13 protein-coding genes are annotated in these 12,403 nt (G+C 60.6%); 6 read left to right on the forward strand and 7 right to left on the reverse strand.

The window, feature by feature from the left end:
* Nucleotides 1-88: 88 nt before the first annotated feature.
* Nucleotides 89-994, forward strand: coding sequence for a DMT family transporter (locus AC1RO0_RS02565; protein ID WP_498591399.1), 906 nt, complete (start codon nucleotides 89-91; stop codon nucleotides 992-994).
* A 14-nt stretch (nucleotides 995-1,008) separates the two neighbouring features.
* On the opposite strand, the gene AC1RO0_RS02570 is transcribed toward AC1RO0_RS02565, so the two are convergent.
* The 6 genes from AC1RO0_RS02570 to AC1RO0_RS02595 form a co-directional block, all read right to left on the reverse strand.
* A complete protein-coding gene (locus AC1RO0_RS02570) occupies nucleotides 1,009-1,533 on the reverse strand; it encodes a GNAT family N-acetyltransferase (RefSeq protein WP_498591400.1) in 525 nt (174 codons plus the stop codon).
* Nucleotides 1,534-1,535: 2 nt separating this feature from the next.
* Nucleotides 1,536-2,867, reverse strand: coding sequence for a bifunctional folylpolyglutamate synthase/dihydrofolate synthase (locus tag AC1RO0_RS02575; RefSeq protein ID WP_498591401.1), 1,332 nt, complete (start codon nucleotides 2,865-2,867; stop codon nucleotides 1,536-1,538).
* A gap of 174 nt (nucleotides 2,868-3,041) precedes the next feature.
* A complete protein-coding gene (locus AC1RO0_RS02580; protein WP_498591402.1) occupies nucleotides 3,042-3,803 on the reverse strand; it encodes an ABC transporter permease in 762 nt (253 codons plus the stop codon).
* Complete coding sequence (locus tag AC1RO0_RS02585) at nucleotides 3,800-4,726, reverse strand: ABC transporter ATP-binding protein (protein WP_498591403.1); 927 nt, start codon at nucleotides 4,724-4,726, stop codon at nucleotides 3,800-3,802. The genes AC1RO0_RS02580 and AC1RO0_RS02585 overlap by 4 nt, the downstream gene beginning before the upstream one ends.
* A gap of 396 nt (nucleotides 4,727-5,122) precedes the next feature.
* Nucleotides 5,123-5,377 carry a hypothetical protein gene (locus AC1RO0_RS02590; protein ID WP_183693983.1) on the reverse strand — a complete coding sequence of 85 codons (255 nt, stop codon included), beginning with the start codon at nucleotides 5,375-5,377 and terminating at the stop codon, nucleotides 5,123-5,125.
* Between the two features lie 64 nt (nucleotides 5,378-5,441).
* Nucleotides 5,442-6,671, reverse strand: a complete 1,230-nt coding sequence (locus AC1RO0_RS02595; protein ID WP_498591404.1) for an extensin-like domain-containing protein — start codon at nucleotides 6,669-6,671, stop codon at nucleotides 5,442-5,444.
* A 252-nt stretch (nucleotides 6,672-6,923) separates the two neighbouring features.
* Between AC1RO0_RS02595 and AC1RO0_RS02600 the strand changes: the two genes are divergently transcribed.
* From AC1RO0_RS02600 to AC1RO0_RS02620, 5 genes are all read left to right on the forward strand, one after another.
* On the forward strand, nucleotides 6,924-7,313 hold the full coding sequence (locus tag AC1RO0_RS02600; protein WP_498591405.1) for an acyl-CoA thioesterase: 390 nt from the start codon (nucleotides 6,924-6,926) through the stop codon (nucleotides 7,311-7,313).
* A gap of 7 nt (nucleotides 7,314-7,320) precedes the next feature.
* Nucleotides 7,321-7,911, forward strand: coding sequence for a hypothetical protein (locus AC1RO0_RS02605; RefSeq protein ID WP_498592364.1), 591 nt, complete (start codon nucleotides 7,321-7,323; stop codon nucleotides 7,909-7,911).
* 109 nt (nucleotides 7,912-8,020) lie between these two features.
* A complete protein-coding gene (locus AC1RO0_RS02610; protein WP_498591406.1) occupies nucleotides 8,021-9,613 on the forward strand; it encodes an SEL1-like repeat protein in 1,593 nt (530 codons plus the stop codon).
* Nucleotides 9,614-9,707: 94 nt separating this feature from the next.
* Nucleotides 9,708-10,889, forward strand: coding sequence for an SEL1-like repeat protein (locus AC1RO0_RS02615; RefSeq protein WP_498591407.1), 1,182 nt, complete (start codon nucleotides 9,708-9,710; stop codon nucleotides 10,887-10,889).
* A gap of 97 nt (nucleotides 10,890-10,986) precedes the next feature.
* Nucleotides 10,987-11,385: a tetratricopeptide repeat protein gene (locus tag AC1RO0_RS02620; protein WP_498591408.1), complete on the forward strand. Its 399-nt coding sequence runs from the start codon at nucleotides 10,987-10,989 to the stop codon at nucleotides 11,383-11,385.
* 15 nt (nucleotides 11,386-11,400) lie between these two features.
* Here the strand turns inward: AC1RO0_RS02620 and AC1RO0_RS02625 are convergent, their stop codons facing one another.
* The gene (locus AC1RO0_RS02625) at nucleotides 11,401-12,336 is read right to left on the reverse strand and encodes a phytanoyl-CoA dioxygenase family protein (RefSeq protein ID WP_498591409.1); all 936 of its coding nucleotides are present in this window, start codon (nucleotides 12,334-12,336) and stop codon (nucleotides 11,401-11,403) included.
* Nucleotides 12,337-12,403 lie beyond the last annotated feature (67 nt).

The raw sequence follows: 12,403 nt of genomic DNA on the forward strand, positions 1-12,403 counted from the left end.
GTTCGATGAGGCCCGAAGCATCACGAGCCGAATGCACGCTAGGGATGACGGCATATATCCCAGTATCGATTCCGAAAGTTCAGCCGTCATGCCACAGATCAAAACCAACGCCACGACGGAGCTTCTGCTCCTTTTGATGCTCGCGACCCTTTGGGGCGCCTCCTACACCTTCATCCGGATCGGCGTGGCGACCATCCCGCCGATCACCCTCATCGCCGCACGCACGCTTATTGCCGGCGGCGTGCTGTTTGCGATCATCCGCTGGCGTGGATTGAGCCTGCCGAGAGAGCCGGCGATATGGCGTCGCTTCCTCGTTCAGGCCTGCCTCAACAGCGTCCTTCCCTTCACGCTGATCGCCTGGGCGGAGCGTACGGTAGATGCCGGCCTGGCGACCATCCTGAACTCCACCACGCCGATTTTCACCTTCCTGCTTGCCGCCATGCTCCTGCGCAACGAGCGCGTCACCGCATACAAGCTGTTCGGCATCGCCGTGGGATTGGCGGGCATCTGCTTGATCATCGGCTTCGACGCCTTGAACGGCGTCGGTCAGCAATTGCCGGCGCAGCTCGCCGTCGTGTTGGCATCGATCTGCTATGCGGGAGCAGCCCTATTCGGTCGCAATTTCAAAGGTCTCGATCCGATGATGCCCGCCGTCGGTTCGCTGCTCTGCGGCACCGCCATTCTCATCCCGGTCAGCCTCATCGTGGATCGACCATGGACGCTCGTGCCATCGACAGCGTCGATCCTCGCTCTCCTGGCGCTCTCCATCCTGTCGACCGCGCTTGCCTTTTCGATCTATTTTCGGCTGATCCAGACCCTCGGTTCGATCGGCACTACCGCGCAGGCCTATTTGCGCGTCCCGATCGGTGTCGCCATCGGCGTCATCTTCCTTGGGGAGCCGCTGACCCAGACGGCCGGCATCGGTCTGGTCTGCGTCATCATCGGCGTCATGGCCATGACGATGACGCCACGGAGAAAAGCCGTCAGTGGATGAAAACCGGCGCGATGCTACATCAGCAGCGACAGATCATCCCATACGAAGATGATATTTTCGGATCGCCAGACCGGACCGGGATCGGTGTAACGCCCGGTCATTCGCCCACCCAGCAACTGATAGAATGCAATTGCCGGATCGTTGCCGACGACGACGCCGAGTGCCGCGCCGGGATAGTTCAAGGCAGCCAGATGCAGCGCCAGTTCGCGCATGAGGCGGCGACCGACGCCCTGACGCTTGATGGCGGGATCGACGTAAAGCGATCGTATCTCGCCCCGCCTCTCGAAGAGAGCCAATGATGGCGCGCCGGCCGCGCCAATGCCAACCAAACGCCCGTTCTGCTCGGCGAGAAGCACCAATTGATCGCGGCCCGGCTCGGACAAGGTGGCCGTCCATCTCGCCCGCCGGAATGCCTCATCCATGATGCGAAAGGCTTCGGGCGTGGCCAGCTCCAGATAGGTTTCCCGCCAGACCGCAAGGTGCAGGCGGGCTATGGCCGCGGCGTCCTCGGGAACGGCCGGCCGAATAGTGATTTCCATCGTCAACCGGCACCTTCCAGCACGGCGCCCCGCAGCGCTCCCACAAGATAAAGCGACCCGGTCACGAGGATCCAGCCGCCATCTTCCGATACCTTCACCGCAGCCCGGTCGAGCGCCTTGCGCGGATCGGGCTCGGCTTCGCACGCCATTCCCATGGATATCGCCAGTGTTGCCAATTCATCAGCCGGATGAGAGCGACCGGACCCGGACGCTTCCGTGAAGACGGCATAAGCGACGGATCGGGACAGAACCGTCAGGAAGCCCACTGCATCCTTGTCGGACGCCAGCGCGACGATGGCGACGCACTTGCCGCTGATCTCGGAAGAGCGGGTAATATCGCGCAAAACAGCCTCGAGATTGAACGGAACATGCGCGCCGTCCATCACCATCGGCACGACGCGCCGCGCGGTAGCCGACACGGAGGGAAGTGTGAAGGCAAACCGCTCCATGCGCCCCGGCAGACGCGCATTATCCCTAACCGACTGATCGAGTAGCCACGCGCCGATGGCGACGCCCGCTTCGGCCTCCCCCCGCACCCGTTCACCCTGTTGTCCCAGATAATCGAGAACCAGGCCGACCAACGCGGCATTCCTGTCCGCGATCGTCGCATCCTCGGCAACGTCCGTGCGCAACACGCGGCAACCGAGTTCATCGGCGCGCCCCTGCAAGACACGACCGGCGGTATCGGTGGCGGCAAGTGTGGTGGCAAGCGTCGCGCCGGGCTTCAATATGCCGACTTTCTCGGCCGCTATCGCCTCGCGCGTGTTGCCGAGAATTTCCGTATGCTCAAGCTCGATATTGGTAACGATGGCAACTTCGCCGAAGACCACGTTGCTGGAGTCCAGCCGCCCACCGAGCCCGACCTCGACGACGGCCCAATCCAGACCGGCATCTCTGAAGACGACGAAAGCGGCGGCCGTTATCACATCGAACCAGGTTGCGTCCTCGCCCGGTGTTGCCTCGCGCTTGGCAAGCTCGTAGCTGTCCAGCACCTTTTCCAGCGCTTCCGCCAAACGGTCGTCCTCGACCTCTTGGCCCAACACGCTGATGCGCTCGTTGACGCGATCGACATGCGGTGAGGCATAACGGCCGACCCGCCAACCTGCCCGCAGCAAGGCAGCGGCGACAAGCGCGCAGACGGACCCCTTGCCCTTGGTGCCGGCAACATGGATGGCGCGGAAACTCTGGTGAGGATTGCCCAACCGCTGCATGAGATCGAGCATAGGCTCAAGGCCGACCCGCATCTCCCCGCGCGGCTTGCGCTCCCAATTGGTCAACCGGTCGAGGCGCGAGAGAACGTCGGGCAGTGAATGCTGCTGGGGGACTATGGGCATGGAACACCTGCAAAAAGATCGACTTGGATGCCCAGGCATGCTGCATGGCCGTCATCTCGCCCCCGCTTCCCGATGACCTGCCACCCTGCTCCGCCTTTTACATGGGCGCGGAGTTTATGAGCCGCGAGAACCGCGATTGCAACCGTCATGTTTGCGGGAAAAATACTCCGCCAATCAGTTGCGCAACCGATATCCCGTCTTAAAAATCCACCACAGGGTCGCGAGGCAGATGAGCAGGAAAAGCGTGATCATCGCAAGGCTCAGCACCGGATTGACGTCGGCAATGCCATAAAAGCTCCAGCGGAAGCCGCTGACGAGATAGAGCACCGGATTGAGGTGGCTGACTGCCTGCCAGAAGGGCGGCAGCATGTTGATCGAATAGAAGCTGCCGCCAAGGAAGGTCAGCGGCGGCACGACCAGCATCGGAATGAGGTTGAGCTGCTCGAAATTCCCGGCCCAAATGCCGATCATGAAACCGAACAGGCTGAAGGTCACCGCCGTCAGCACGAAGAACAGGATCATCATGAACGGATGCTCGATGGTGATATGCACGAAGAAGTTGGCCGTCAGCAGGATGATCAGCCCGATCAGCATGCCCTTGGTCGCGGCCGCCCCGACATAGCCGAGCACGATTTCAGTCATGGCAACGGGTGCGGACAAAATCTCGTAGATCGTGCCGGAAAATTTAGGGAAATAGATGCCGAAGGAACCGTTGCTGATGCATTGGCCGAGCAGCGCCAGCATGATCAGCCCCGGCGTGATGAAAGCGCCGTAGGAGACGCCCTCAACCTGCTGGATGCGCGAGCCGATGGCGGCACCGAAGACGATGAAATAGAGCGACGTCGAAATGACCGGAGAGACGACGCTCTGCAACAGCGTGCGGCGCGTGCGCGCCATTTCGAAACCATAGATAGCCTTGATCGCCTCGAAGTTCATTTGCTCTCTCCCACCAGCGATACGAAGATGTCCTCGAGCGAGCTCTGGCGCGTCGACAGGTCCTTGAAATGAATGCCCTCGGCCGACAGGCGCGACAACAGCACTGCGATGCTGGACTGCTCATGTTCGGCATCGAAATCATAGATCAGCGTCGTGCCGTTCGGCCCCAGCGACAGACCGTTGCCATCGAGACAGGGCGGAACGGCGTCCAGCGGCTCCGTCAGGTCGAGGATAAGCTGCTTGCGGCCGAGCTTGGCCATCAGCGCCTTTTTCTCCTCCACCAACAGCAGCTTGCCGCCATTGATGACGCCGACGCGATCGGCGATCTCCTCGGCCTCCTCGATATAATGCGTTGTCAGGATGATGGTGGTGCCGTTGGCGCGCAATCGCTCGACGACATGCCACATATCCTTGCGCAGCGTCACATCGACGCCCGCCGTCGGTTCATCGAGGAAGAGGATCTCGGGCTCGTGCGACAACGCCTTGGCGATCAACACGCGCCGCTTCATGCCGCCGGAGAGCTGGCGCAGCATGTTGTCCTTCTTGTCCCATAGCGACAGGTCGCGCAGAACCCGCTCGATATGAGCTGGATTCCGCTTCTTGCCGTGCAGACCGCGTGAAAAGCTCACCGTGTTCCACACCGTCTCGAACAGGTCTGTGGTCAGCTCCTGCGGCACCAGTCCGATCATTGCGCGCGTGGCACGAAACTCCGTTACCACGTCATGACCGCCGACGATCACAGTGCCGCCGCTTGGATTGGCGATACCGCAGACGATGGAAATCATCGTCGTCTTACCGGCGCCGTTCGGCCCGAGCAGTGCCAGGATTTCACCCCGTTCGATATCGAGGTCGATACCTTTCAGAGCCTGAAACCCGTTGGAATAGGTCTTGGTGAGATTGCGGATAGAAATGATCGGGGCCATGATGCAGGCAAAGTCCGGCTTTGTGGTTATTTTCTCGGCGTTTGCCCGCTATATAGCCGGGAACAGGCTTTTACCATCCCGCATGACGGAACAGTGCGTTCGCCTAAACGAATAAGTTGTCATCAAACCGTGACTTTCGTCGGGCATATGTTTCCTTAGGTGAGCAACGGTTGTCGCAACCCCGCCCAACGCCTCTTGGCGACAGCGTCAGCGCCGATGATACTTGAAGACTGATTGCCCTCGTATCCATATTTCATGCGTCATTGCGCGATATAGTTTTTTCCGGAGCCAGCAAAGATCCCCTGTCGTTGCTGAGCACCACTACAGCCGGCCCTCGTGCCGGCTTTTTTCTTTTTGCCGGCTAAGTATCGATCAATCGCCAAAAGGGGCGGTGGATTACCAGCTGCCGTTCACGCCGCAACCCGCAGGCGGCAGCGTCTTATTCTCGAAGCGCGCCTTCAGCATCGCACAGCCCTTCTCGCGGATCGGACCCGGCATCATCGTGTTGAGACCGATGCCGACTTCATCGAAAGGATCATCCGCATAGGCGACATAGGCATACCAGCGGCCACCGATCACCAGAACGATCGCGACGAGGGCAGCGATCAGCGCCTTCCCAAAGCTTCCCTTCCGTCTCGGAACGTCTTCCATCGGATGCGTCTCCTATCTTGGTGCGCCGCAGTTAACTGCGATTCCCTTCATGAGCAAACCGGCGTCACATACTGCAATAACGTCGCCCGCCCTTGCGATCCCTGAGATCGAAGTGGAAATGGTTCCAGTGTTCGGCATTGCTGCCGGGGCCGAGCACGGTATCAAAATAGCGGCAACTATCGCTGCGCACCGCCTTCAGCAGCCGTCCCTCGCGGAAGGCGAACAGCCCCTTCTTGCGTACATCGATCACATGGCCATTCTTCAGGACGAAGGTGCCGACATCGATGGCGTTGCCATGGGCATGTTCCGACATCGGGTTGTAGCGTTGCCGGCTGTTGTTCATCCGCCGGCAGGAATAGCCTCCCAGGGGAACGATCGTACCGATGCCCGACCAGTAGCGTGTGCGCGCCGCCGGCGCCAATTCGTTCTTGACCCATTTCGCGAAGGCAAGCGTCACCTGGCAATTCAGGGTCACCGCCGGCCTGACGGCGATATTGCCGGAGAGGCCGCTCAGCGAAACCGGGTAAGGAACCTGGCAGGCCGGGCCGTTCGAGATCGCCGGCTTGTCGGTATAAACGACACCCATGCGCTGCAATTCTTGTCGGCAGGCGATTTCCGAAGCCGGCATGGCGCCGGGCGATGACTGAGGCGCCTCCATCTGCCGATCGATGCGCGGCATCGGATTATCGACGCGGGGCAGCATTGCCAGCTGCGTATCCGGCTGCTGCCGGCGGATCGGCGACTGGTTGAGTTCGGCCTGCCCGGCCGGGCGCTGAATGATCGAGCGGTTGGTCTGCACCGGCGCATCGGAACCGATGCCGTCAACAACAGGCTGATCGGTCTGGCCTTCCGCAATGTTCTGTTCTTCTTCCTGCGCCAGCCCAACGACCGAACCGGACTGCGCCTCTTCGCTCGGACCGACGCCGAGTTCGGCATCCATGTTGACGCCCTGGGACTGCGCGTTCGATTGTTGCGCCAGGCCCTGCTCGACATCCGTGGTGGTCACGGCCTCATCACTGCCATTCGTCGGCAGGCGAACTTGCCTGGCCACAGCCTGCGGGTTGCCGGAAGAATCGTAGGTGTTGGCATAGTTGGCGGACGCGGAGTTCACGGGCGCCTGGCCACCCTGATAGGTGAACTGCCGCGACGACACGCTGCGATGCGGCTTGATCGAGCTTACACGGCTGCTGTCGATGCCCGACGGCGGCACAAGACTGTCGGCCGTGCAGGCGACCAGCGCCGACGACAACAGCAAAGGCAGCGCCGCCCGCCGCAGAAAGGATAAATACGCCATACTTCGGATCCGCTCTCGCTGCCCCAGCCACGGTCGACAACACTTACGAAGATTAAATAAAAACGGTGAATGAATACTTACCGCCCATGAGGGGCATCCCGTGGGATGGCCGCGATTAGCGGGAAGCTTACTGGAAATGATCACCCTCGGGCACGATTGCCTGGTGACGACACATCGACGAAGCTTCCCCATCCCGGCCCGATTGCGTAGGCTGATCGCCGGAATCAAGCCTTGAGCCATAGGAGCGAGTGAATGAATGACAGCCCCAAGCCGAGAGGCGAGCTGACCCTGCGCACGCTGGCCATGCCCGCCGATGCCAACCCCGCCGGCGATATCTTCGGTGGCTGGGTCATGGCGCAGATGGACTTGGCGAGCGGCATTCGCGCCGCCGAGCGCGCCCGTGGCCGCGTCGTCACCGCCGCCGTCAAAGAAATGGCGTTCGAACTGCCGGTGAAGATCGGCGATACGCTGAGCGTCTATACCGAGATTGAACGCGTCGGCCGTACCTCCATCACGCTCATCGTCGAAGCCTGGGCGCACCGCTCGCGCTATAACCAGATGGAGAAGGTCATCGCCGGGACGTTCATCATGGTCGCGCTCGACGAGAACGGTGCGCCGAAGCCGGTTCCCGCGGAGAGCTGACAGGATGATGGAAGCCGCGCGGACGCCCGAGGTCTATGTCTATATCAGGACTGTCATGAGCATGGTCATCGGCCTTTCGCTCGCTCAGCTCCTGACGCGGCTCGCCGGCTTCGTGCAAGCGCCGGGCAAACACCGCGTCTATTTCGTGCATCTCGGCTGGATCCTGTCGATGTTCCTGTTCATCATCCATTTCTGGTGGTGGGAATATCGGCTGCAATCCGTGGCCGAGATCAGTTTCGGCGTCTACCTCTTCCTCATCTGTTTCTGCTGTCTGTTCTATTTCCTCTGCGTGCTCCTGAACCCTCCCTCGATCGAGGACTATGGCGGCTTCGAGGAATATTTCATCTCCCGCCGGCGCTGGTTCTTCGGCCTTCTCGCTGTCACCTATGCCGTCGATCTGATCGACACGCTGCTCAAGGGAGAGACCTATTTTCGATCGCTCGGCTGGGAATATCCGACCCGCAACATCGTCTACATCGTCCTCTGCATCATTGCCGCCATCACCGCCAACAGACGCTTCCAGGCCGCCTTCGTGACGATCGGCTTGATCTATCAGATCACCTGGATCTTCCGGCTCTATGATGTCTTGCCGGGATAGAGGCAGCGAGAAAACAGCGGCCATCCCCAGGCGTTGCAGCCAGCGGCCAAGACATCGCCATATTGTTCAGATCGATTGCGCTTCAGCGCGCAGGCGGGGAGAGTAAGCTTTGAAAATCGGAAGATTGGCATTTGGACTGGCGGTAGCCCTTTCGCTCGCGCCACTTGCCCATGCCGAAGATCCCGCGCCGGCGCCTGACGACACATCGATCTCGCTGAAATATTGGGTGCAATTCGCCAAAAGTGGCAATGCGGCCGCCCAATACGGCCTCGGCTATCGTTACACCAAGGGCCTCGGCGTGGAGCGAGACGACGCACAGGCCGTGCAATGGTATCGAAAGGCGGCAGCCCAGGGCAATGTGCAGGCCGAATACGCCCTCGCCTACATGTATTCCAACGGTCTCGGCGTCGATAAGGACCTGAAACAAGCAAATACCTGGTATCGCAAAGCCGCCGAACAGGGCTACGCCGACGCGCAGTATGCCATCGGCTATTCCTACGCCAACGGCCGCGGCACGGATGTCGATAACGAGCAGGCGGTCGGCTGGTACCAGAAATCCGCTGACCAGGACCAGGCACAGGCGCAATATGCGCTCGGCTACATGTATGGGCATGGCCTCGGCGTGCGCGAAGACGATGCGATCGCGCTTGGCTGGTATCGCAAGGCGGCGGATCAGGGTCGCAGCGATGCACAGTATGCGCTTGGCTATATTTACGAGAAAGGTCTCGGCACGGCTGCTGACCAAAGCCTGGCGATCGACTGGTATCAAAAATCGGCGGATCAGGGCGACCCCCAGGGCGAATACGCCCTCGGCTATGCCTACACCAACGGCCGGGGCGTCGATCAGGACGATGCTCAGGCCTATTCCTGGTACAAGAAATCCGCCGAGCAGGGCCGTGCCGACGCACAGTATGGGCTTGGCTACAGCTTCGCCAACGGCCTCGGCGTTCCCCGGGATTATAAGCTCGCGCTGCAATGGTATCGCAAGGCCGCCGATCAGGGCCGCGCCGATGCGCAATATGCCGTCGGCTATCTCTACGCCAACGGCAAGGGCGTGCCGGTCAACAACGACGTCGCTGTCGAATGGTATCGCAAGGCGGCGGCTCAAGGCGACGCGCAGGGCGAATACGCCCTGGCCACCATGTATACCGACGGCCGTGGCCTCCCCAAGGACGATGCCAAGGCGCTGGAATTGTATCGCAAATCGGCCGAACAAGGCCATCCGGACGCGCAATATGCGCTTGGCTATATCTATGACAAGGGTCACGGCATAACACCGGACAAGGGCAAGGCGGCCATCTGGTACCGCAAGGCGGCCGACCAGGGCAGCGCGGAAGGCCTATATGCCCTCGGCCATCTCTATTACGATGGCAGCGGCGTTCCCAAGGACTATGGGCACGCGGCGGATTTCTTCCGCAAGGCCGCGGAGCAAGGCAACGCCCGCGCCCAGTACGGCCTCGGCTCCATGTACTATAGCGGCGACGGCGTGCCGAAAGATATCGGCCAGGCCACCAAATGGTTCCGTAAGGCAGCGGACCAGGGGTTGCCGGAAGCGCAACATAGCTTGAGCTACATGGCCGCGAATGGCGAACACCCACTCAAGAGCGCCAGCCCAGAGGGCAACAAACCGACCAAAACGACCAGCCAAGGCGACACACCCGGCTGGATCATTCTGCAGATACTGGCAACGCTATTGCCATAAGCCGATCATGTATGCGCGCGGAGGCGCCTTGCGCCCTCGCCTGTCACATCATTTAGTATTCACAGACAAAAGACGACTGATTGAGGGGTAGATTGTGCATTTTAAGCGAGCAGCCATCGCACTGTTCTTCGCGCTGGCATCCAGCGGCCTTGCCCATGCCGATACCGGACAAAATGCCTATGACCAGGGCGACTACAAGGCGGCGCTGGAGTATTGGCGTCCGCTCGCAGACAAGGGCGATGCGACGGCACAACTGAAGCTCGGCGAAATGTACAAGCTGGGCGATGGCATCGATAAAGATCTCAAGCAGGCTCTCAAGTGGTATCGCAAGGCAGCCGAACAGGGCAATGCAAAGGCCGAATTCGATCTCGGCGCCATGTACGATAATGGCGAAGGCGTCGCCAAGGACCATGCACAGGCCATTCTCTGGTACCGCAAGGCTGCCGATCAAGGCTATGCCGACGCGCAATACAATCTTGGCGTCATGTATGACGAGGGTGAAGGCGTACCCAAGGACAGGACCCTGGCTTTCGTCTGGTACAGCAAGGCGGCCGAACAGGGAAATGCCGACGCGCAGTTCAATGTCGGGGTGATGTACGACAACGGCGATGGCGTCGATCAGGACAAGAGCCAGGCCATCGCCTGGTATCGGAAGGCCGCCGACCAGGGCAATGTCGATGCACAATATAATCTCGCCATCATGTACGACAGCGGCGAAGGCATAACCAAGAACAGCGATCAGGCTCTCGCCTGGTATCGCAAAGCGGCCGACCAGGGCAAGATCGAGGCGCAATACAACCTCGCGGTCATGTACCGCGATGGCGCCGGAGTGCCGAAAGACGGCGCTCAAGCCGTCGCCTGGTTCCGCAAGGCCGCCGACCAGGGCGACGCCGACGCGCAATATAATCTTGGCACCATGTATGCCGATGGCGATGGAATCGTTGAAGATGACGCCGAAGCCGTCTCCTGGTTTCGCAAGGCGGCGGATCAGGGAGACGTCGAGGCCGAATATAATCTCGGCGTGATGTATCGCGATGGCGAAGGTGTAGCGAAGAACGGTCCCGAAGCGGTCGGCTGGTTCGAAAAGGCCGCTGCCGAGAATTACGCCGATGCGGCTCTCAATCTCGGTGTCATGTATCGCGATGGCGACGGCGTGCCCGCGGATCGGGTGAAGTCCCTGGAGTGGTTCAGCCGAGCCAAGGAGATGAATGGCGACGATAGTGAACCTGATGGCAATGAGGATATGCCGTTGCAGCGGAAAAGCATTCCGATCTGAGGCGACCGGACAAACGCGGCCGTCCCCGACCTTGCCCGGGCAGCGGGGATAGGCCTAGCTCTTTCACGAACTGAAATCACGGATGGGAGATCGCCGGATGCGGCTCAAACAGATAGGCCTCGGACTGACGCTTGCACTCTCGATCGCCTTTCATGCCCATGCCGAGGATGGGCAAGCGGCCTACGACAAGGGCGATTACAGCAGTGCCCTCGCCTCCTGGCAGTCTTTGGCGGACAAGGGCGACGCGGCTTCGCAAGACAGTATCGGCAGCCTTTATGCCCTCGGCAAAGGTGTTCCGCAGGATTATGCCCAGGCCATCGGCTGGTTTGCCAAGGCCGCCGACCAAGGCCTGCCCAAAGCGCAATTCCACCTCGGCTACGCCTATCTTCGCGGCGACGGCGTCACGAGGGACCGCAACATGGCGATCGCCTGGTTCCGCAAAGCCGCCGCGCAAGGATATACGCCGGCGCAGAGCATTCTCGATCAGATGAACTGAGCGGGACGATTTCACTCAGAGCATGTCCCCGAGGGTCCAATGGTTGCTCCATCGGGCGTCGATCTCGTCCTCGACATTCTGGTAACGAATATCGGTCGACAGGCGCAGGCGGCCAAGCGGATCGCGATTGGTCGTGGACGCATGGATCATGTAGGGGCTGTGCAGCACGATATCGCCAGCCTCGTAATCGGCGGCAAGCCAGCGCGTATCGAAACGCTCGGCCATATCCGGCAGATCCTTGGAAACCCAGCCGCCTTCCGTCATGTTCTTGTTGAAGGCGCTGACGCGTTCCTCCGCCGTAAGCGCCGCGCCCTTGATCGCGAACTCCTTCTCCATTTCGGCACCGATCCGGTGCGAACCCTCGAGATAGACGAGACCGCCCATATCGACCGGGATATCGCCGATCGGGATCCAGGCCGTGACGATACGGCTGGTACCGCCGCGCAGATAGACCAGATCATAATGCGCGGGCGTGACAACGCCGGTGTTCGGGCGGGTGAAGCGCATGATCTTCCGCTTATGAAGATAGGAGATGCCCTGCACGAACTCGTCCATGAAGGACGCGATCCTCGGCTGGGTACAGAAACCTTCATAGGCCACCGAACGCACCAATGACATCAGCCGCCGATCGGCAAGCGACTTGTCGGCTTCCCCATTCGCAGCAAGGCCAATCACCGGGTCGGAGCCCGGCTGAAGAAGCCCCGTATCCATCAGATGTCCGAACCCCCAGGCACGGAAGTCGAGCACGTCGTCGCGTTTCAGAAATCCCTTGAGCCAGAGATAGCCATGCTCCTGAAATTGCGCACGCAACATCGCGATGTCGGTGGCGGCATCGGTGGGCTGGAGATAGCCGAAACGATGCGGTGCCATCGACAGGATCTTGCCGTTCGCCTCCAGCGGCGCCGGGCCGGAGGCCGTTTCATTCAATACCGACCGCAACGAACCCGACATGCTACCTCCCGTAACATTATTGGCCGACAGCCTCTCCTCAAAGGTCCCGCCGGCCTGTCCATTCGAA

Source organism: Rhizobium sp. GW821-FHT14E12, assembly GCF_058803745.1.